We start from the raw sequence: 21,383 nt of genomic DNA, 5'->3' as shown, positions 1-21,383 counted from the left end.
CTTATTTGACGATGCTCACTACCATCCAAGGTCATGCTTTGTAAGTAACCTTCTTGACATTAAGTGTCGTCTATTTCTTTCAAATTACTAAATGCAAATAATGAATTTCATCAATAGAGGCTATCTATTAAGACAAGCATCTCATTATTGCTTGATGAAAAAAGAAGGTGCACTACACGATAAAAACAAAAAACGCGCTATCACAGCGCCTAACTCCCTAAGAGAGCAAAGCACCACAATAACGCGTTACTGTGCTAAGGCGACCTTATTACACCTTAGCTATAACAAACGGTATCTGTGTTACATAAACAGCATGAACAACATACCCAGTGGTAGCTGATCACCATTTGCTAGGATCACCTTATCGCCTTCCACTTGCATATTAAGTACAAACTTATCGTCTTTAACTTCAACGATTTGCGCTTGCTCCATCATTTTCACACGTTCAGCTGCCACAGGGTTCTTCTCAACCAATGCCTTTGGCACCTCAAGCATGATGGCACCTGTCAGTTTTTCCGCAATTTTTTCAACGCTTTGTGAAGCACGCGCTAAACCAGGAGATACAGTAAAACGTACATAGCTGCGTACATCACCTTCTGGTGTGGTTACGCTAAGATCATCAACCGCTAATGACAGCCCTTTCGCTACCAGCAGATCTAACGCCAGTAATGCTTCTTTTTGCTGTTCGAGTGTCATTTGTTCATTAATGTCATCACTCATCGCACCCAAACGCTGAATGGCAGGGTAATCAAGATCCGCAAACGACAGGCTGAAATTGAAGTTTTCGTACTTCTTGCCGTCAACCGAGACAATTTCAGCAACCTTCACGCCATTGATATTGGTTAAACGGGTATTTTCTTCCGCACCTTCACTTTTGGCATCAGGCTCTTTGAGCACATTACTCATATCTACCGATAGATTTTTCAGCGACATACTCTTGTCATTTTGGCTATCGGTAAAAGTGACAGAATCAAGTGTCGCTTGTTGTGTACCCAACCAGAATTGACCATCCATGCGGCCTTTACCACCACCAGCAAAGTTATGTAGTGCCATGGTTTCATTTGCAGAAGAGGTTACATTCAATTGTGGTAAGTGATAGTGGAATTCACCTGCACCTTTGGCATCAACAACACCTTTAAAGATCATTGGCTGACTTGCTACTGAACCACCAAAATCATCTTTATAAGCGATTGGATTAACAACCACTTTAAACTTAGTGGTACGCGTTAATGCGGTATCAGTAGTAAAAGTTACAGGTGGGATATCGCTTCCCCATAACTCTGCCGCTAACTCCTTAACGTTATCATCCAGTTCTAACTGGCTGAATGATTTCACGCCAAAGAAACCATGTTCTAACTGGTGGTCAACGTGGTAAACCGTAGGTAAGCCTTCTTCTTCAAATACTGGTTTAAACTCATCTTTAATTTCGATGCGTGACACGGCTTGTGAGGTCAAATAACCACGGTCATAACTTTCACTGGTAATTTTTAGATAAGGGTTTTCGTATTTTCCCACTGTATCTAAATAAATACGTTCCCCAATTTGACCAACAGCAATCGGCCAACATAGTGCAACAGAAATTGCACCACCAATTGCGCCAATTTTCTTAAGCGACATAATTTTCCCTGAGTCATAAATAGAATTAGCGTTAGTGTATTACAAACTCTCGCGAGGCTCTATGAATCCTCTATAAATCAGAAAGTAACCCACATCAAAAAGCGTTTAATTGAACAATGAAGTGCCACAATTGCAATCGGGCTCTCAGACCCTATTGACTATTTATCATACACTCAAAATAACAATCTCAGGATGAGGATCCCACGGTGAATAGCTTTGTCATTTTGTGTCTTGATGATGACCCCGAGGTGGTAGAACGACTGCGAGAAGATCTCAGTCATTTCAGCCAATTGTTCGATATTATTGGCGCCGAAAGCATTGAAGATGCTTACGACACCCTAAGCTTTATCGAGCAGCAAGGGCAGCAGGCCGCCATGGTGATTTGTGACAACGACCTTGGTGAAGACAACGGCGTCGACTTCTTAGTTGCGTTAGATAATCATCCTGTCACCAAACGCGCACGTACAGTATTGCTCAACGACAAACCTCAGCTTGATGCCATCATGCAAGCCGTGAACGAAGGTCGACTCAATTACTGCTTAACCAAACCGTGGAAAAAAGACGAATTACACCGTTTACTGATCAAAGAACTCACTACCTACATCATCAAACATCCTGACGAAGACTGGCTTAAATACAGTTTATTGCTCGACCATCGCCGCATTTTAAACGCCCATATCGAACGTCAGATGTCGACCTTCCGCTCTGGCTTTATTCGCCACGGCGACCAATTAGATGACACTACTCTCGCCAACCAAGTAACCGATGCGCTTCACAGTTTTTTCCAAGGTAACGACGAACACCGCGCTTGTCGCACCTACAGCGAAGAGCACATTCTCACCCACGAAGGCGAACCCAATAACTTTCTATGGTTTATCACCCGTGGTGAAGTCGCCCTGTATAAAAAAGACGATGATGGGTTTAAACACGAAGTTGTCCGAGTCGGCCCCGGTAACCTTGTTGGCGGGATGTCGTTTGTTACTGGCGAAGCTTCATTTTCAACTGGCATTACTTTGTGCCAAACCGATGTGATCAAACTCGATCAGCAGCTATTTACTAAAGTGATGAATGCGCAAAATGAGCTATTACCCCTCTTCACTAACCTCTTACTGCGCAACTTTAACCGTCGCTTACAAGGCAGTATTCGCACTGAAATGCGCTTACAGCAAACCTTAAAATCCCTCGATGAAGCCTACCATCAGCTGATTGATAAAGAGAAAATGGCAATGTTAGGTCAGCTAGTCGCGGGGGTTGCTCACGAGTTGAATAACCCAGTTTCTGCCATTTTACGCGGCAGCGACACATTAAAAGAAACCATCTGTAAGTTAACCGAATCCAGCCTTAGTCACGATAACAAAACCCAAGGCAACGCTATTTTGCAACGAGCGATGCAATCACGCCCGCTTTCCACCTCAGAAACACGTCAAAAAGCCAAACAGTTAGAAAGCGTGCTGGGTGATCGTCAATTGGCTCGCAAAGCCGTTACCATGAGTATTGATGACCCACAAACCGTTGAACAGTGGCTGCTACCACAAGGTAGTGACCTTAAATCTGTCATGAGCGAGTGGGAAAACTATTATCAGATGGGCAACTTTTTACGCTCCATCAACGTGTGCGCCCAACGTATCGCCGACTTAGTCAAAAGCTTGAAAAGCTACGCCCGCCAAGATGATGAGACAACCCATGATGTTGATATTCATGAAGGGTTAGAAGATACCTTGGTCATTTTTGAAAACCGCTTGAAGCGCCATCACGTTACCAAAGAGTATGCGGAATTACCGTCACTGCGCTGCCAACCTATTGCTCTGCAACAAGTGTGGACTAACCTCATTTCCAACGCGCTAGACGCTATAACCGAGCCCGGTGAAATTCGCATCCAAACCCGTTTTACTCCCCATAGCCAACAAAACGCGATTGATATCGTGGTGGAAGATAATGGCAAGGGCATTCCTACAACCCAACAACAAAAGATCTTTGAGCTCAACTTCACCACCAAACGCGAAGGGAATTTCGGTTTAGGGATTGGGCTTTCAGTATGCCAACAAATCGTGCACCAACACTATGGCACTATCACAGTCGAGTCTGAACCCGATCAATTTACTCGCATGATAGTGACACTCCCCTTACACCAACCTCATCAGCCAGCCAAGGAGGCACAATGAACAAGTACATGATTTTATGCGTAGATGACGAACGTGAAGTGCTAGATAGCGTGCTCCATGATTTAGACATGCTGGCTGAGCATTTTATTCTGGAAGCGGCAGAGTCGGTCGATGAAGCCAAAGAAGTGTTAGCCGATGCGATTGCCGATCGTATCCCATTGGCTTTGATCTTATGTGATCACATTATGCCCGGAGAAACAGGTATCGATTTTCTGATTGAGTTAAAAAAACAATCAGAAACCCAAGCCGCCCGTAAAGTATTGCTGACTGGACAAGCCGGATTAGAGGAAACGGTCGAAGCCATCAACCATGCTAGTTTGGATTACTTTATCGCCAAGCCTTGGGACGGCACCAAACTACAAGATGCTGTTATTGAGCAACTCACCACTTTCATTATTGAAAACGATCCCGATTTAATGCCGTGGGCACGAATACTCAACGCTCCGAGGATCATGCAAGCACTCAGTGACAAACGCTTATCGCTTTCTGATGGCTAGCAGATTCGCGGTGCCAATTCGTAAACAATCAACACGCCCTACTATCTATAACAAGCTATCTACAACAAGCGACCTCGCGTCGCGTTATCTCACATAAATATGCATAACCATACTTAAAGTATGGTTATGCCACTTGCGCAACCCTTTTCATTGCTGCGTTTGCAAGGTGAATAACTTACGCATAAATTGTCGGACAAACTTTTCGCTGTCACTTAGAAGTGTTATCTTTATCACAAAATCTAAGTTCTCCGAAAAGGTGACACTATGAAAGTCGCAGTCTTTAGCACAAAAAAATACGACCAAAAATCCTTTGAGCTGATCAATCAGCATTACCAACTTGAACTGTCTTATTTTGATTTTCGCCTAACCGAGCAAACAGCCCGTATGGCGCAAGGCTTTGATGCCGTTTGTGCTTTCGTCAACGACGATCTTTCTGCCCCTGTACTCCAGCAATTAGCAGAGTCAGGTATTCGCTTAATTGCCATGCGTTGTGCTGGCTTTGATAAAGTTGATCTAGACACTGCTCGTGAACTCAACATGCAGGTAGTACGTGTACCCGCCTACTCACCAGAAGCCATTGCTGAACACACCATTGGCTTAATGCTAAGCCTTAACCGTCGCATTCACCGCGCCTACCAACGCACTCGTGATGCGAACTTTTCACTTGAAGGGCTTACCGGCTTTAACTTCCACGGTAAAACTGTCGGTGTTGTTGGTACTGGTCGCATTGGTATCGCCACCATGCGGATCCTAAAAGGGCTAGGCATGAATATTCTCGCCTATGACCCATTTGAAAACCCAACCGCCATTGAGTTAGGTGCAACCTATACCAGCCTTGACGACATCTATCGCCAAGCGGATGTGATCACCTTGCACTGCCCAATGACGGAAGAAAACTATCACATGCTAAACGCGGAAGCGTTCGACAAAATGCGTGATGGCGTGATGATCATCAATACCAGTCGCGGTGGCTTATTAAACTCAAAAGACGCTATTGAGGCGCTAAAAAGCAGTCGCATTGGCTCTTTGGGTATTGATGTGTACGAAAATGAGCAAGATCTTTTCTTCCAAGACAAATCAAATGACGTGATCAAGGATGATGTGTTCCGCCGCCTTTCTTCATGTCATAACGTGCTATTTACGGGCCATCAAGCGTTCTTAACCGAAGAAGCGCTCGGCAATATTGCTGATACTACGCTGCGTAGCATCCAAACCTTTACCCGTGGTGAACAATCAGGCAATGAGCTGATCAAGTAAGCGAACATTGTCACAATGATGCGGACAAGATCACGTTGAGCCGACTAGTTTGGTGGTTATTCGACCACCAAATTATCATTTTTGTGAACTAGTTCAGTCTAAACCTGTTATTGATATTCGTTGTACTTTAGAATATCGCCAATTGTATTTTTAACGTCTTTGGAAACTTTCATGCGCAAAACACTTATTGCTACGGGCTTAGTCCTAGCAACAATGGCTTCTGCACACGCTGAAACCCCAGCAACTAATACGATGAGCAACTTTAGCTACGATTACGCTGAAGCGCGCATTGGTATTAGCCCACTGACTTACGGTGGTGGCTTCAGCCGTTCTATTCACCCTAACGCTCACATCACAGGTAGCATCGATACTCGCTTCAAAAGTGATTGGGATGCAAACTTTGGTATTGGTTTTCACGCACCAGTAAACAACTGGGCTGATATTACGGGTGAAATCAAAGCGCTAAGCGTTAAAAATGACCGTTACAACAGTTCAGGCGGCAAATTTGGCGTTGAAGTAAACCTAGGCGTGCGCCAATGGCTTGGTCCTCAACTTGAAGTGGGTGGTAAAATTGGTCACACCACTATCGACCGCGATGACAAAGTGATCGGCTCTATCATGGGTCGTTTCCACGCAACCGAGCTATTCTCGATTGGTGTGGAAGGCAAATTCAATGGTCTATACGGTGATCAAGCAATCATCACGACTCGATTCAAATTCTAATTTGAATTAAAAAGATCAGATAAAACGGTAACTCTAGGGTTACCGTTTTTTTTGAGCTGCGCATAGCGATGCCATTTAGGTATACTAGCGGCAAATAGTTATCTTAGGTTTAGCCTTCATGAAGCAGTTAATCGATTTTATCCCTCTTATTGTTTTTTTTATTCTCTATAAAACCCACGATATCTTTGTTGCAACAGGTGCGCTTATCGTCGCCACTGCACTCCAAATTGCTGTCACTTGGTTTCTCTACAAAAAAGTAGAAAAAATGCAGCTCATCACCTTTGTGATGGTCGCAATATTTGGCAGCCTAACCTTATTCCTTCACGATGAGAACTTTATCAAATGGAAAGTCACCATCGTTTATGGCGTCTTTGCCGCAGGGCTTGCGATTAGCCAATTGATGGGCAAACCAGCCATCAAAAGTATGCTCGGCAAAGAACTCACCCTACCCGATGCCATTTGGCGCCATATTAATATCGCTTGGACCTGCTTTTTTGTTATCTGCGCTATCGTCAATGTGTATGTGGCATTTCGCCTACCATTGGATGTTTGGGTAAACTTTAAAGTATTTGGCTTGCTTGTAATGACGTTAGTCTTTACCCTTGCCACCGGCGGATATATTTATCGCCATATGCCTAAAGACAACGGTTCAGAAAAGCAGTAACTCGGAATCCATAATGAGCACAGAAAACAACATCCCTCGCGGACAACTACTTCTCCGCACTCTTGCAATGCCTGCCGATACTAATGCGAACGGCGATATCTTTGGTGGCTGGATCATGTCTCAGCTTGATTTAGCTGGCGCAATCCTAGCAAAAGAAATTTCCGGAGGCCGTGTTGTAACCGTTTCCGTTGAAAGTATCGCATTTAAAGCACCAGTAGGCGTGGGTGATGTTGTATGTTGCTACGGCGAATGTAAGCGCATTGGTAACACATCAATGAGCGTTGGCCTTGAAGTTTGGGTTAAGCCTGTTGCCCATGAAGGCATTGGCGAGCGCTATCGTGTATGTGAAGCAACCTTTAACTACGTTGCTATCAATAGCGAAGGTCGACCGCGACCTGTGAAGAAAGCCTAAAAGAAGCCCCGAAATGGGGCTTTTTTAATTGTCATAATTCAGTAAGATAATCCTTCAAACAACAACACGCCCTAACTACCCGAAAAAGGAAGACATTATGTGGTACGTTATTTTTTCCCAAGACGTTGAAAACAGCCTAGAACGCCGCATGAGTGTGCGTGAAAAACATCTTGCTCGCTTGAAAGAGTTACAAGAACAAGGTCGCTTATTGGTAGCAGGACCTAACCCTGCAATTGATAGCGAAAACCCGGGTGAAGCAGGCTTTACTGGCTCGACTGTGATTGCTGAGTTCAACTCGCTAGAAGAAGCAAAACAGTGGGCTGACGCCGACCCTTACATTGACGCAGGTGTATACCAAAACGTTATTGTAAAACCATTCAAGAAAGTGCTGCCTTAATACCAAATACATACGCACTGCGTTTATCCCTATTGGTAGCAACAGGACTTCAAGATAAATTATGTTGAAAAAAATACTCCCTCTCGCCGCCCTGCTTGTTTTGTCAGGCTGTGCGTCGAATGAAGATGATACGGCAATCGCGCTGGCAAAAGAGCGAGCAGCACGTATCAATGCTAAAGCGCCTTACGACAAGATTGATGAATATCAGATCATGAAAGCGCAAGCAAAGAATAAAACGGTCATAATCACTGTACTTTACGGCGGTGGTGGCAACGTTGCGCCATCACAAGCTATTAAAGCGGCTGCCGTAAACTACTGCCAAAATGATGAGCTACAACCCGTGTTTGATGCGGGTGTCAGCTACAACATCAAGATCATGGATATGCGTGGTCGTACTATGGTTGAACAAGCCGTTTACGACGCTTACTGTAAGCAAAGCGCTCAGTAATTGTTAGCCAAATAAAAAACGCCCGATAAGCATGGCTTATCGGGCGTTTTCTATTTCAATCATTGTTTAGCGCTGAAACACAAGGGCTTTCAGACCGCCTTCAGGTTCAATATCTTTAAACTCTGGCGGGTTATCTAAGCGCTCAACAAATTTAAGCTCTGGTGCTTCTTGCGCCATACCATCAATCAAAAACTGCGAGCTGATCGCGGGATCATTTACACAAGCCAACACTTGACCGTTTTCTGTTAATAGCTCAGGCAAACGGCGTAAGATTTTGGCGTAGTCTTTAGTCAAGGCAAAGCTGCCTTTTTGGAACGACGGCGGATCAATGACGATCAAATCGTAAGCGCCTAATTTGCGTACTTTACCCCACGACTTAAACAATTCGTGACCTAAGAAGCTTACTTTGCTCAGATCATGCTTATTCAAGTGATGGTTATCACGCCCGCGACTTAGCGCCGCTTTCGCCATATCAAGGTTCACCACATGTTCAGCACCACCTGCGATGGCTGCCACAGAAAACCCACAGGTGTAAGCAAATAAATTAAGCACTCGCTTACCCGCTGCTTGTTCTTGCACCCAGCGACGACCATAACGCATATCAAGAAATAAGCCGATATTTTGTTTACGGCCAAGATCGAGCTTGTAGGTCAGACCATTTTCAACCACGTCTTGATACTCTCGCAATTCACCCCACACCACATCGGTTGGCGCGCCTTGGCGATCACGGTGTTGCAGCAGTAACGATTTCGCACCAGCTTGCAGCCAAACTTCACTATCGACTAAGCGTAGCAATAACGCATTTAGTTCAATAAGAAATTCAGGGCTTGGCTCTTTAAACAAAGCCACCACGACTTGATCTTGCAGCCAATCAACGGTGATTTGTTCTAGTCCTTGCCAGCAGCGACCACGGCCATGAAACAGACGACGTACTTCGGTTGGTGGCGTCTGAAGCGCAAGTAACAAATGTTGTTCTAATTGGGGAAGTGCGTTGATATCCATCTTTGTTTCGTCTGTTCTGAGTTGTGAGGCGCTATTCTAAAGGGCTTTGCCCTGTATTGCACTGACGTTCAAACAATAACTCTGATTAAGCAACGAGCTTATAGTCTTCTTGTTCAATTCGAGATTGAGCCAGTACCACATACTCAGCGGTAATACGCACTTGGCGTTGACGTTTTAGACGGGTTTTATTGAGGTGACGTTGTCGACGGGAGGAAGCCAGATCCCAAAAGCGGGTTTTACTTTTCTTCTTTTTCAATCGCATTCGTAGCGAAACGGAACGGGTCAGGCGCATTCGATTCCTCGGTCTAGGGGTGATCCTAGACCGACATTGTAATGGAAATTGATAATGATCACATTTGAGATTGAACAAGTTTCCAGCAATCAGCACTGACTTTTTTTCGTTTTTACGATTTCTGTTGAAGCGACGATGGAATTGCAGGCCAGTTTAACGACCAAGGGTTATGCCACTCTGCCAATGCCGCTATTACATCCTCGCTTTGCCACAACTTACCTTGTTGCGGTGGACACAAAAATTGCAGCATTTCACCTTGGTACGAGAAAGCTAAGCCATAAGCATGAAGATAACCGCGATCCGCCTCTTCATTGCCATAGATACTATCGCCCGTAATACCAGAGCCGACGCTACGAAGCGCGACACGAATTTGGTGTGTTTTCCCTGTATAAGGCTTACATAAGAACAAGCGACGACCTTCCCCCGCCGCTGTTGAGAAAAACTGCGTCACCGCTGGGTTTTGTTTGCTACTTTCTAATTTCCAGCTGCTACGGCGAGAGCGCGTCATATCACCAACAACTATCCCTTGCTTCTTCTTTGGCTTTTTGGTGCCAATCGCTAAATAAAATTTACTCACCTCACGGTGAGCAAAATTAGCCGATAGCTGAGCTGCAGCAGCTTTATTGCGTCCAAGCAACAATAAACCTGACGTCATTTTATCGAGACGGTGGATCAGATAGAGCTGCTCATCACCTGTTTGTTCTGCGACTGCCGCCAATAACGGTTGCTCATTATCGTCTTTGTGAACACTCACTTCAGGATGTTTGTCGATAATAAGAAAATCAGGATGTTGATGAACAAGAGTAAACATAGCAGGGCTCAACGCGGGTAATTTCAATCAAAGGCGCGAGTATATACCTTCTATCAATCAGGCTAAATACTTGTACTCCACGACTCAGTACAAAAACAGCAAAGCCGCTAATTTCAACGGCTTTGTTGGATTAAACATTTTAAGAGTGACTACTAAAAACCACGCTCACACATCATCAACTAAGCAAAGAACACCAACAGCATAAGTAATGGGCACACCACGCGAACGTACCACGGCCAAATTTTCCAGAATAAGCCTTGTTCTAACTCGGGATAGCCTTGTTTGATTTCTTGTAAGGCTTGGTCACGCTTCCATACCCAGCCAACCAGCAAAGCAAAAATCATCCCCAAAATCGGCTGCGCGTATTCGGTAGTCAGTGAAATCACTAAACCAAACATCTCACCAAAGTTAAACACAATAATGGCAGAGAATAAGGTGATCACCCCACCAATCCACCATACGGCAACTTTACGGTCTTGATTAAGTTCTTCGGTAGCGCAAGCAACTGGCACTTCCAGCATGGAAATGGAAGATGTTAGCGCAGCAATCACCATCAAAATAAAAAACAGTATGCCAACAAGTAAGCCTACCGCCCCCATCGTATCGAACATGGCCGGAAGTACGCTAAATACCAAGGTATCAGAAGAAAGCAGCCCCCCCGTTTCGTTGTAAATCTCAACCCCGTTGTTCAACGCCACAAACATCGCTGGCAAAATCAAAAGACCTGCAATAAATGCGACTGCAGTATCAAGTAGAGCAACTTGTGCGGCCACTTTCGGTAGATTCACATTTTTTTGAATATACGAGCCATACACCATCATTGAGCACACACCTAATGACAACGAGAAAAAAGCTTGACCCATTGCACTCACCACTAAATCTGCACTAAAGTGCGAAAAATCAGGCACTAAATACATTTTCAGCCCGTCCATCGCACCATCTTGAGTCAAGATGTAAACCACCATCAGCAAAAACAACACAAGTAGCACAGGCATCAGACGCGTTGACCAACGCTCTATACCGTCAGCAACGCCATTACGAACAACGCAAATCGTCAGTACCATAAAGATGATCATTAAAATAAGGTTTCGTGCAGTACTGAAAGATTCAAGCCAAGCCGCCGCAGTCGTCATACCGACAGCATCTAACACTGGGCCCACTAAAGAGCCCAACAACCAACCCGCGACAATCGCATAAAAGCTTAAGATCATTGATACGGCAACCATACCCGCTAATCCAAGTAAGGAGGCTACCTTCTTTTGTTGTGGCCAGATTGAACGAAGGGATTTAATCGGATTAGCACTGCCATATCGGCCAATAGTGAGTTCAGCAACCAATAATGGATATGCCAGTGCAAACACCATCACAAGGTAAACGAACAGAAATACTGCCCCACCATTACTCGCTGCTTGGGTCGGAAACCCCCAAATATTCCCTAAACCAACAGCAGAGCCTGCTGCTGCCAAAATAAAACCAATTCTAGAGCTAAACTGCGCCCGCGACTGACCTGCCATACTGCTTCCCTGTCTTCCTATCGTGATATAACTAAATCATCAAATAATTATTCTAGTCACACTACAATGTTTTCGATAAGTTAAATAATAACTTTACTGTGTTAAAAATCAGTAATAACAGCTATCAAACTGAATGTGAAGACAAGGCTTTTAAATATCCCACCTTAATCTTGTAACCTGTTCAGTTCTCCCCCATAAATTAGAATGACTAGAAAGAATACTTGAGGCAGATTTCGCCTTTTAGCCCACTAAAGCGCTAAGCATGAAAAACAACATAAAGTTCATGATATTGATGGCTTAATGCTATGTTTTCACATGAAAAGCATGCAAAATGGGCACAATATAGATAGTTTAATAAATATCGGATATGGAACAGTTTTACCAAATTCTAGCTTGGGTAAGCGTTTTCTTATATTGGCTGCTTATCGCAGGTATCACAGTACGGGTTGTTTTCAAACGCCGCGTGGTCGGAGTGTCATTGGCTTGGCTAATGATCATCTACATCATTCCTGTTGGCGGAATTGTCGCCTACCTGTTATTTGGCGAATTAAACCTTGGCAAAAAGCGGGCAAAACGCGCCCATGAGATGTTTATTCCCTATGCCGAATGGTTTCAGCGCTTAAACGACTGCCCTGAACATCAACCACAGTTGATGAGTCAATACGCACGCCCTATTTGTGATTTGTGTGAAAACCGACTTGGCATTCCAAGCTTGGTGGGTAACAGCTTATCGCTACAAGACTCACCGCAAAAAATCTTAAAATCCATTGTCGAAGACATTGAGCAAGCCCAAGTCTCCATTCATATGGAGTTCTACATTTGGCATCCGGGCGGATTAGCCGATGAAGTCGGTGTTGCATTAATTCAAGCCGCTAAGCGTGGAGTACGCGTTAAAGTCTTGCTCGACTCGGCGGGCAGCATGCGCTTTTTCCGCTCCCATTGGCCAAGGTTAATGCGTCATGCCGGCATTGAAGTCACCGAAGCCTTAGCCGTCACTCCCTTCCGTATGTTCTTGCGTCGCTTAGACTTGCGCCAACACCGGAAAATTGTAGTAATCGATAACACCATCGCCTACACAGGCTCAATGAACATGGTTGATCCTAAGTTTTTCAAAACAGATGCAGGTGTCGGTGAGTGGATCGATGTGATGGTGAGGTTAACAGGGCCAACAGTCACGGTGCTTAATAGTATTCAAGCATGGGATTGGGAGGTTGAAACTGGCGAGCGCGATCTTCCACCCCTACCAAGCTGTACCATAACGCCTACTTCTCCTGAAAATGATACGGTACAAGTGATCCCATCGGGCCCAGGGATGCCTGAAGAAATTATTCACCAAGTACTACTGTTAAGCATTTACCAAGCCCAAGAAAGTATTGTGATCACCACGCCTTACTTTGTGCCAAGTGAAAACTTACTTCATGCCCTACGGGGTGCGGCTCATCGTGGTATCAGCGTCAATATCATCATTCCCGATAAAAATGACTCGACTATGGTGGAATGGGCTAGCCGCTCTTTCTTTGCTGAGTTATTAAGTGCTGGAGTTAGAATTCATCGTTTTCATGGCGGATTACTTCACACCAAATCTGTCGTGATTGATGACAACCACTGCTTAATTGGCACGGTGAACCTCGATATGCGCAGCTTATGGCTGAACTTTGAAGTCACCCTTGCTGTCGATAGTGCTGAATTTACCCAACAGCTAAGCTGGCTTCAGCAAGAATACCTGAAAAACTCAACCCAAGTTGACTGGAAAGAATGGGAACGACGACCAGTACAACACAAGCTAACAGAGCAGTTTTTCTATATGTTCAGCCCGTTGCTGTAAATCATTCAAGCCGTTCACCCTGATACAAAAAATCCCTGTCACTTTGAAGTGACAGGGATTTTTAATATCTAACTACCCTTTAAATCAAACTTTGATTTCTACTCGACGGTTTAGCTCTCGACCGTGATCGCTGCTGTTATCAGCCACAGGCGCTGTTTCACCTTTCGAGGTGGCTTTCATTTGATGACTCGGCATACCGCGAGACTTCAAGAATGCTTCCACAGACTTACTACGACGTAAACCTAGCGCGAGGTTGTACTCTGCACTACCTTTCGCATCAGTGTGGCCTTCAACCTCAAGTAAGGTCTTAGTGTTTTTAAGCTGAGAGGCGATCTTTTCCAGAATACGCACCGAGGTTTGACTCAAAGTTGAGCGATCAAATGAGAAGAATACACGCGCAATTGTTTGACCAGATTGCATCTTAGGCGATGCGTCATTATCAACAATCTTCACCACCCCATTTTGCTCAAGGTACGCTAAACAATCGCGGTTGATATCAGTATTGTCTGCCAATAACTCAGCATAAGCAGACAAATCAAGATCAACTGGGTGACCAGTTAACATCTGGCCATTACGGTGATGAGCAATCACTACCGGCTGGTGCTGCGTTACCGTCAATTCTTGGTTGAACGCCGTTGTTTCACATAAGTGCTGAAGCAGAGTCTCGTCAGCATGTACGCTTGTTGTAGCGATAAATAATAATGGCAATAAGCGTTTCATCATGATTCCTCATCTTGCTCAGCAGAATGCTGATCACTCACTAGGTTATTTTGTGATTGTTGTAAATTATCTAACGCAGGTAAATTCAACGTCGCTGGCTGTTGCAGATCTTCACGAAGTTGCTCAAACATTTCTGCCGCTTCTTCTTCACTCATTTCTTGCAACAATAATTGTCTTACTTTGCTGTATTGACTAGAAAGCATCAAGCTAACGATCAAGTTCGCTTTAATCTGAGCATCAAAACGATTCTTTTGATATAAAGGCATAAGGCGTTCGGCTGCCTTCTCATACTTACCTTCCATCATTTCTGTCATGGCGAGATTATTTTTTATCGCGTCTTCACTTTTAAAACCAACACGAGCTTCAAAAAAATACTGTCGTGCTAATTCAAAATTACCTTGGCGAGCAAGCATAATGCCGTAAAGGTTCTTGACTGCATAAACATCTTTACCTACCGCAAGGCTATAATCGATATAATATTTTGCTTGGCTATAATCTTTATTGTTGTACGCAATATCCGCGCGAGTTAACCAGCAACCGTTTATTTGACTACAATTATCATCAGGTACTTGATCAATGTAATAACTGGCCGCTTCAATATCGCCATCTTTAAAATAAGCCCCAGATAACTTCACCAACGCTTCATAATCTTTTGGATTTGCTTTTAATCGTGCTCGATAATTCTCTTGCAACCCATCATAATTTTGAGTGATCTCCATTCGTTCTTCATCGGAAATCTTATGCTTAGGGGAGTTAGAACAGCCTGCCAAAATAGCAACTAAAGTTAACAAGCATAATTTTTTCATTACCCGATACCTCCCGACTGCATTAGCCTCATAATACCTGGGGCTATAATCAAAATAACAATTGGCATCATAATAAAAATAATCAAAGGCACACTCATCTTGGCCGACAGCGCACCAATTTTTTCTTCCGTTTCCAACATTTGTACTTCACGAATATCTTTTGAAAGCGTAATTAACACCTGATAAATCGAGCTACCATGCTGCAAACTTTGTAATAAGGTAAAAGTAAAACTTCTCACTTCCTGAGTATTTATGCGTACTGCAAATTCAGTTAATGCTGTTTCTAAGCCCGTTAATCGTGCACGTTCTGCGGTTTTATGGATATGGTATGCAAGGTGTTTATCGAAGCCTTGCATTTCGTCAGCCAAGTAAGCCAATGCTGACTCTAACGTCATACCGGTCTGGACACAAACAGCCATCAAATCAATTAAGTAAGGAAGTTCACGACCCACATTGCGCTCAACTGTTTTCTTCTTAGCGGCTAATACCCAATCAGGCACAAGGATCACGACAATCATGACGCCAAAACCAGGGATAAGCGCGTCGTTAAGCTCCCATTCACCCGACATGATTTGAAAAGCACAAAATGCGAACGTGAGAAAAATAATGCCAAACTTCGCTGGTAAGTAATAAATGGCTAACCCTTTATTATAAATACCCGCTTGTTCTAACTTGTGTTCAAATTCTTTCTTATTTTCCGCACTGATTTTATTCATTGCTTTACGGAAATTTCGGCGAGCTTCTGATTCAGTTTCTTCACTTTGCAGCAAACTATGCATACGTTTACGCTGCTTTGCACGCTGTGCTGATTGAATCCAACTAAAAGCAATGATACCAACAAATAAAGCAATAAGAGATATGACCATTGACGACATTAGCGAATTCCTTTGATTAAAAACCAAATAATGCCCATACCTATGGTCTCACTGCCAATGAGGTAATAGAGAATGACGCGACCATTTGGATCTCTCAATACAAAGTCAAAGTTTTCAGGACTCATGTACTGCATACCGAATAAGAACAAAAATGGAATTGCACCAACGATCTTCGCTGACAAACGCGCTTCCGATGTCATCGCATTGGTTTTCTTTTCTACAGAACGCGCATCAAACAACACACGGTTCAAACGTGTCATGACTTCTTTAAGCTGACCACCACGGATCATATTGGCGCGAAGCGTGATAATAAAGAAACGGTAGCTTTTATATGGGCAGTTTTGACAAGAGCGTCTAAATACATCGTCTGGCGACTCACCAATCTGAAGACGCTGACCTACCCACTTAAATTCCTGACCAACCACACTATCGAGCTTGTTACCCACAAATTGAATTGCCTGCATCACACTCTCACCCGAGCTAATCGCACTGGTCATTAAGTTAATCGCATCAGGGAACGAGGCTTCAAACTGCTTCTTACGACGAGCAAGCAAAAACTTAAACAATAAAAAAGTGGCAACAAATGGGGTAATTGTTAACGCCGCCATACCTGAAACAAAACCGAGAGCAAGATAAGCACCAACCACGTAGCTCATAGCAAAACTAATCACGGTAATACCAATAACCGCCTGTGCTAAGCCTTTCTTACCTAATTGAGAAAAAACACCATTAAGACGGATCAGCACTTTATCTTTCAGTCCTTCCCCTTTTAACGATGCCAAGTTCATCAAGTTGATATCATCCTGGGCTTTACTTTTCTGGTCTTTTTTAATCGCTGTGATCTTTTGCTTTTTGACTGTGGTGCTGTACATCAAAGCCGCAGCACCAATCAACAGCAACGAAAAATATAAAGTCATGCTTTTCTTGTTCCTTTAACTACTGTGAAAAGCAGCCATTAACTCTTCATACAAACCAAAGAAACGCGCTTTCTTGGCAAGTTCTGAGCGTTGCATTAGACCTGGAGTCACAAAGCGACCTGAGATTTTGTCACCTTCCCCTTGTCGTTCATCTGCCTCAAATCGGAAGATATCTTCCATCACCACGTTCTCACCTTCCAAGCCGACAACTTCCGAAATAGCTGTTACTTTACGGCTACCATCGTGTAAGCGGTTAGCCTGAATAACGATATTCACCGCACTCACAATTGTGCGGCGGATCGCTTCTAGTGGCAGGCTTAAATTTGCCATCATGATCATGCTCTCTACACGAGCAAGTGCATCGCGAGGGGTGTTGGCATGGAGGGTTGACATGGAACCATCGTGACCTGTGTTCATTGCCTGTAACATCTCAAAAGCTTCCGGGCCACGACACTCACCTATGATGATACGGTCTGGACGCATACGAAGGGCGTTAATCACCAAGTCACGCTGAGAAATCGCGCCAGTGCCTTCAGTACCAGCTACTCGCGTCTCCAAACGTAATACGTGAGGCTGTTGCAAACGAAGTTCAGCCGCATCCTCAATGGTCAAAATACGTTCTTTTTCAGAAATAAACTGAGACAGACCATTTAGCAGCGTTGTTTTACCTGAACCCGTACCACCTGAAATTAAGATATTGCATCGACAACGTGCCGCAATCATTAGCACTTTTGCCATTTGCGGACTCATTGCGCCAAACTCAACTAACTCAGGTAAACCAATACTTTGTTTTTTAAACTTACGAATTGAAATAGCGGTGCCATCGATACTGATCGGGCTAATTACCGCATTGACACGGCTACCATCGGGTAAGCGGGCATCGGCCATTGGGGTAGCTTCATCGATTCGACGACCAACACGCGAAACAATACGCTGCGCAACCTGACGAAGCTGCTTGTCATCAACAAAACTAATTTCAGTTTTTTCAACAATACCAAAGCGTTCGACAAAGATACTATCCGGGCCATTCACCATGATATCGGTGATATCTTCATCGTCCATCAATGGCTGAAGCGGACCTAAACCTGTTAGCTCATCAATTAAGTTGGTAACAAATTGACGACGTAAAATGGCAGGTACGGGTTGCTCCATTTGCTCAACCAGCATGTCGACACCGTTCGTAAGCTGAGCCCGTAATTGCTCTTTTGACGCACTCTCCACCGCGTTGGTATCTAACGCTTCAAAAATACGATTTCGGATATCTAGATACAGTGACTTTGCAGCGCTCATTACTATCTCTTATTTTAATTATTGTTTTTTTAACGATTATTTCTTTAACTTAGTTGTTAGTTGAGCTAACAAGCTTTGCAATGGATTAGATTTTACTTCAATCGAACGACCAAGCACTAAGCCTGATAGCGTTAATAACTTACTGGAGAACTTGCCTTTAATTTCAATAAAGCGCTTACCAGACAATAACGTCGCTGGAATTGAACGCTCATAAGCAATTTCAACATCAACAGCACGCGCTAACTCTTTCTCAATTTCATTTTTGTAAAGCACGCCATCACGGAATGTACGATGCTGGTTCAGCACTAATAGGCTACGTGGCGTTTTTAGCGACATTTTTGCCGCTAGATCTAAGTTATGCAGCATACGTTTAGCCGAGCGAACTGAAGATACGGTTGGATCTGCAACCACGACTATGGTGTCATAGCTTTCGCAAAACGCTTTGTAATCAATAGGGAAAGGGACTGATGCAGAAAAGTCTTCAACAATTAGGTTGAATCGACGTAGTAGCAAAGATGTCACCGCATCACTTTCTTTAAAACAATCTGCAACTGCCGTTTTTTCGCCATCAACAGCCAGTAGTGATAAATCATCGCCGACTTTCAACAGCAAAGCTTGCGCTGAGTCTTCATCAAGTTGCGTTAGCTGAACTGACGATTTACTCATATCCACTTTCGGAAAATCATCTAGCCCCAGCATCACATCCAAATTGCTATCGGTATAATTATGATCAACCAACATCACCCGACTTTGGGTTTCTTTACGTAAGAAACGGGCTAACTCACAGCTAAGTAACGAGGCACCAACGCCACCTTTAGAACCCAATACAGCAATACGCTTTGCTTTACGCTCTTTACCTAAGCCTTTACCACCATGGTGGTTACGCACCACATGGCGCATAAAGTCACTTAGTTCACTTTTTACAACAGGCCAAAATACATAATAAAAGCCCATTTCTTTGAGTGAGCGGATTGTTGAAATGGCATCTTCTTTACCGATCACAATAACCGAAGCGGTATTTGGAATTTGAGGCGCAAGCTCAGCCATACGAGCAACGACATCTTCACAATCTGTTAGCTCGATCAGAACCATGTCGACGCGCAATTGATTCGCTGCAAAATATTCATTCCATGCAGCAACTTTCATTTGACGTAAAATCGGCTCACCCAAAGCATCAAAGCTAAACACTTCTTTTACCAAGTCACGACAATGTTCAGATTGATAAAAGAGAACACTACAAAGGCCTAACGACTCTTCAGACGTCTGGGTTGATTTTAGCGCTTCGGTAAGATCTAACATTATTTGTTTTCTCGCTGCTCAATAGCCATTTCAGATACAACAGGCAGTAGTGTTGACGGCGTTGCTAGCTGTTTATTTCTGGCACGCTCAGAAAAACAACCATCCTGTTGTTCCCAGACATTATATTGCCCCAAAGGGGCACAAGGCGGAATAATTACCTGTGTTTTATTGGATTTAACGAATAAATCAACAGAAGCTCGCGGCTTATTTTCAACTCTGTACTCAATCCACTGCTGGTATTTACCCAGATTGCGCTTTAGTTTTGCCTGTACTTGTTTACCTGCTTTCGTATTTGCCGTCACAACAATACGTTCAGCATCTTGCTCAAACTGCTGAACAATAAAATCGCTGGCACGCTGATAAAGCTTGTCTTTATCACTGTTTTTCTTTGTCTTAACCGCTAACTTCAACTCTGCACTTGTTGGTACTAAAGCAGCTTCAGTTCCGGTAACCGCAGGGCCTTGACTACAACCAACTAATAAAAGTGCACCAACGCCAACAACTAAACGATAAAGTGTGAATTGTTTTTCATTCATCATTTTTTAAATCCACCATTTGAGAGCAGCTCATAAGTCACACCATATTTAGGCTGTGAAGTAATACCCAATAAACGGTTTAATGTACTTGTGCGTTGCATATTTGGCATCTGAATTTCAGATTGGTGTTGCGCTTTAACACGGTTAACCGTTGCGACAATAATCAACTCACGTTTAGTTCGCTCTGTCGTGGTATTGCGAAACAAGCTACCAATAATAGGAATATCACCCGCCCCCGGCAGTTTAGAAATTCCTTCCACATCATCAGAACTTAATAAGCCGGCTAACACAAAACTCTCACCATCTTTAATCTCAATAGTCGTTTCTGCTTTGCGCGTCCGAAGCGCAGGGAAAGAATCACCACGAATTTGATAAGCTTTATCTAAGCTACTCACTTCAGGGCTCAGTTTTAAGCGAATACGACCACTTTCAAGTGTTTTGGCAGCAAATGCCAACTTAATACCGTAACTTTTATACGCAACAGAAGTGCCGTTATTACTTGTTGTTATAATTGGTAATTCACCACCGACAAGAAAACTGGCTGATTCACCTGAAATAACAGAAAGATTAGGCTCGGCTAACATCTGCCCAACAGACTCATCATTAATCGCACTCAAAATAGTCTGCAGCTCGCCAAACTTAAAGTCTTTAAACAAGAACTTACCTTGCTTACCCAGCATATCGCTCCATTTAAAGCCAAGTTCTTCATTTAATTGGCGACTCACTTCTGCGATAGAAAGTTTTACGTTAATCTGATCTGCCGTTGCAATTTTTAACTTATCAACCAAACCTTTATATTCAACGCGTTTATTGAAGTAAGCTTTAATACCACCATCTTTATCATCGTTATCTTTGATGTCATTGGCAACGGTATTGTCTTTCTCTAGCTTTAGTAGCTCACCGATAAGTTTAATTACTTCTTGATGCTGAGTTTGATTAATAATTTCTCCCTTCACCAACACTTGCTCGTCAATAGCTTCAACTTTAACGTTGAGATCTGGATAGTGAACAGCAAGTTGACGATTAACCAAACTTACGTCACGGACTACATTTACTTTACGATCATAAATTTTATTATTGTCTTTATCGAACACCATGATACGTGTATCACCACGACCTCGACCAAAAACAATAAACTTATGTGCATCTAGAATTTGATAATCTGCAATCTCAGGTGAAGTAATAAAGATGGTACCAATTTCTTGCTGGGTAGAAACACTGGTAGCATCGCCCAAAGCAACAGTTAGACTTTTAGCACTAACTGAAAATGAAACTACTGCAAGCAAGGCGAGTGTAGCGAATTGAGAAAAGAACTTCAT

Annotated in this window: 22 protein-coding genes; 9 read left to right on the top strand and 13 right to left on the bottom strand. The window is 43.5% G+C overall.

All coding sequences use genetic code 11. From position 1 onward, the window contains the following. Positions 1 to 300 precede the first annotated feature (300 nt). A complete protein-coding gene (locus A3K86_RS13990; RefSeq protein ID WP_068332148.1) occupies positions 301 to 1,617 on the bottom strand; it encodes a DUF945 family protein in 1,317 nt (438 codons plus the stop codon). Positions 1,618 to 1,823: 206 nt separating this feature from the next. Between A3K86_RS13990 and A3K86_RS13985 the strand changes: the two genes are divergently transcribed. The 8 genes from A3K86_RS13985 (at position 1,824) to gspS2 (ending at position 8,177) form a co-directional block, all read left to right on the top strand. Next, positions 1,824 to 3,779 carry an ATP-binding protein gene (locus A3K86_RS13985; RefSeq protein ID WP_068332145.1) on the top strand — a complete coding sequence of 652 codons (1,956 nt, stop codon included), beginning with the start codon at positions 1,824 to 1,826 and terminating at the stop codon, positions 3,777 to 3,779. Beyond that, positions 3,776 to 4,276 carry a response regulator gene (locus A3K86_RS13980; protein ID WP_068332142.1) on the top strand — a complete coding sequence of 167 codons (501 nt, stop codon included), beginning with the start codon at positions 3,776 to 3,778 and terminating at the stop codon, positions 4,274 to 4,276. The genes A3K86_RS13985 and A3K86_RS13980 overlap by 4 nt, the downstream gene beginning before the upstream one ends. 264 nt (positions 4,277 to 4,540) lie before the next feature. Continuing rightward, complete coding sequence (locus tag A3K86_RS13975; protein ID WP_068332139.1) at positions 4,541 to 5,533, top strand: 2-hydroxyacid dehydrogenase; 993 nt, start codon at positions 4,541 to 4,543, stop codon at positions 5,531 to 5,533. Positions 5,534 to 5,704: 171 nt separating this feature from the next. Further along, the gene (locus A3K86_RS13970) at positions 5,705 to 6,256 is read left to right on the top strand and encodes a hypothetical protein (protein WP_068332136.1); all 552 of its coding nucleotides are present in this window, start codon (positions 5,705 to 5,707) and stop codon (positions 6,254 to 6,256) included. A gap of 118 nt (positions 6,257 to 6,374) precedes the next feature. Further along, on the top strand, positions 6,375 to 6,920 hold the full coding sequence (locus A3K86_RS13965) for a septation protein A (RefSeq protein WP_068332133.1): 546 nt from the start codon (positions 6,375 to 6,377) through the stop codon (positions 6,918 to 6,920). A 13-nt stretch (positions 6,921 to 6,933) separates the two neighbouring features. Next, complete coding sequence (gene yciA / locus A3K86_RS13960) at positions 6,934 to 7,332, top strand: acyl-CoA thioester hydrolase YciA (RefSeq protein WP_068332130.1); 399 nt, start codon at positions 6,934 to 6,936, stop codon at positions 7,330 to 7,332. Between the two features lie 97 nt (positions 7,333 to 7,429). Then, complete coding sequence (locus tag A3K86_RS13955) at positions 7,430 to 7,729, top strand: YciI family protein (protein WP_068332127.1); 300 nt, start codon at positions 7,430 to 7,432, stop codon at positions 7,727 to 7,729. A gap of 61 nt (positions 7,730 to 7,790) precedes the next feature. After that, the gene (gspS2, locus tag A3K86_RS13950) at positions 7,791 to 8,177 is read left to right on the top strand and encodes a type II secretion system pilot lipoprotein GspS-beta (RefSeq protein WP_068332124.1); all 387 of its coding nucleotides are present in this window, start codon (positions 7,791 to 7,793) and stop codon (positions 8,175 to 8,177) included. A 66-nt stretch (positions 8,178 to 8,243) separates the two neighbouring features. Here the strand turns inward: gspS2 and A3K86_RS13945 are convergent, their stop codons facing one another. From A3K86_RS13945 to A3K86_RS13930, 4 genes are all read right to left on the bottom strand, one after another. Further along, on the bottom strand, positions 8,244 to 9,179 hold the full coding sequence (locus tag A3K86_RS13945) for a class I SAM-dependent methyltransferase (RefSeq protein WP_068332120.1): 936 nt from the start codon (positions 9,177 to 9,179) through the stop codon (positions 8,244 to 8,246). A gap of 85 nt (positions 9,180 to 9,264) precedes the next feature. Continuing rightward, positions 9,265 to 9,471, bottom strand: a complete 207-nt coding sequence (locus A3K86_RS13940) for a hypothetical protein (protein ID WP_068332117.1) — start codon at positions 9,469 to 9,471, stop codon at positions 9,265 to 9,267. 112 nt (positions 9,472 to 9,583) lie between these two features. Then, positions 9,584 to 10,282 carry a TIGR01621 family pseudouridine synthase gene (locus tag A3K86_RS13935; protein WP_068332115.1) on the bottom strand — a complete coding sequence of 233 codons (699 nt, stop codon included), beginning with the start codon at positions 10,280 to 10,282 and terminating at the stop codon, positions 9,584 to 9,586. A gap of 179 nt (positions 10,283 to 10,461) precedes the next feature. Next, complete coding sequence (locus tag A3K86_RS13930) at positions 10,462 to 11,796, bottom strand: sodium-dependent transporter (RefSeq protein ID WP_068332112.1); 1,335 nt, start codon at positions 11,794 to 11,796, stop codon at positions 10,462 to 10,464. Positions 11,797 to 12,163: 367 nt separating this feature from the next. Between A3K86_RS13930 and cls the strand changes: the two genes are divergently transcribed. Next, entirely contained in the window at positions 12,164 to 13,621 is a 1,458-nt protein-coding gene (gene cls / locus A3K86_RS13925; protein ID WP_068332109.1) for a cardiolipin synthase, read from the top strand. 84 nt (positions 13,622 to 13,705) lie between these two features. On the opposite strand, the gene A3K86_RS13920 is transcribed toward cls, so the two are convergent. Genes A3K86_RS13920 through A3K86_RS13885 form a run of 8 tightly spaced genes read right to left on the bottom strand, consistent with a single transcriptional unit; the run spans position 13,706 to position 21,383 of the window. Further along, positions 13,706 to 14,344, bottom strand: a complete 639-nt coding sequence (locus A3K86_RS13920; protein WP_084406618.1) for an OmpA family protein — start codon at positions 14,342 to 14,344, stop codon at positions 13,706 to 13,708. Further along, the gene (locus A3K86_RS13915) at positions 14,341 to 15,147 is read right to left on the bottom strand and encodes a tetratricopeptide repeat protein (protein WP_068332104.1); all 807 of its coding nucleotides are present in this window, start codon (positions 15,145 to 15,147) and stop codon (positions 14,341 to 14,343) included. Before A3K86_RS13915 ends, A3K86_RS13920 begins: the two co-directional genes overlap by 4 nt. Continuing rightward, entirely contained in the window at positions 15,147 to 16,022 is an 876-nt protein-coding gene (locus A3K86_RS13910; RefSeq protein WP_084406617.1) for a type II secretion system F family protein, read from the bottom strand. Before A3K86_RS13910 ends, A3K86_RS13915 begins: the two co-directional genes overlap by 1 nt. Further along, positions 16,022 to 16,939, bottom strand: coding sequence for a type II secretion system F family protein (locus A3K86_RS13905; RefSeq protein WP_107270353.1), 918 nt, complete (start codon positions 16,937 to 16,939; stop codon positions 16,022 to 16,024). The genes A3K86_RS13910 and A3K86_RS13905 overlap by 1 nt, the downstream gene beginning before the upstream one ends. A gap of 15 nt (positions 16,940 to 16,954) precedes the next feature. After that, complete coding sequence (locus A3K86_RS13900) at positions 16,955 to 18,229, bottom strand: CpaF family protein (protein WP_068332101.1); 1,275 nt, start codon at positions 18,227 to 18,229, stop codon at positions 16,955 to 16,957. 36 nt (positions 18,230 to 18,265) lie between these two features. Next, a complete protein-coding gene (locus A3K86_RS13895; RefSeq protein WP_068332097.1) occupies positions 18,266 to 19,528 on the bottom strand; it encodes an AAA family ATPase in 1,263 nt (420 codons plus the stop codon). Continuing rightward, entirely contained in the window at positions 19,528 to 20,067 is a 540-nt protein-coding gene (locus tag A3K86_RS13890) for a hypothetical protein (protein WP_068332094.1), read from the bottom strand. Before A3K86_RS13890 ends, A3K86_RS13895 begins: the two co-directional genes overlap by 1 nt. Further along, positions 20,064 to 21,383: a type II and III secretion system protein family protein gene (locus tag A3K86_RS13885; RefSeq protein ID WP_068332091.1), complete on the bottom strand. Its 1,320-nt coding sequence runs from the start codon at positions 21,381 to 21,383 to the stop codon at positions 20,064 to 20,066. The genes A3K86_RS13890 and A3K86_RS13885 overlap by 4 nt, the downstream gene beginning before the upstream one ends.

The sequence above is a fragment of the Photobacterium jeanii genome (assembly GCF_001650345.1).
Lineage (GTDB): Bacteria > Pseudomonadota > Gammaproteobacteria > Enterobacterales > Vibrionaceae > Photobacterium > Photobacterium jeanii.
Note: the sequence above shows the minus strand (reverse complement) of the source record. Positions and strands in the feature narration are given on the sequence as shown.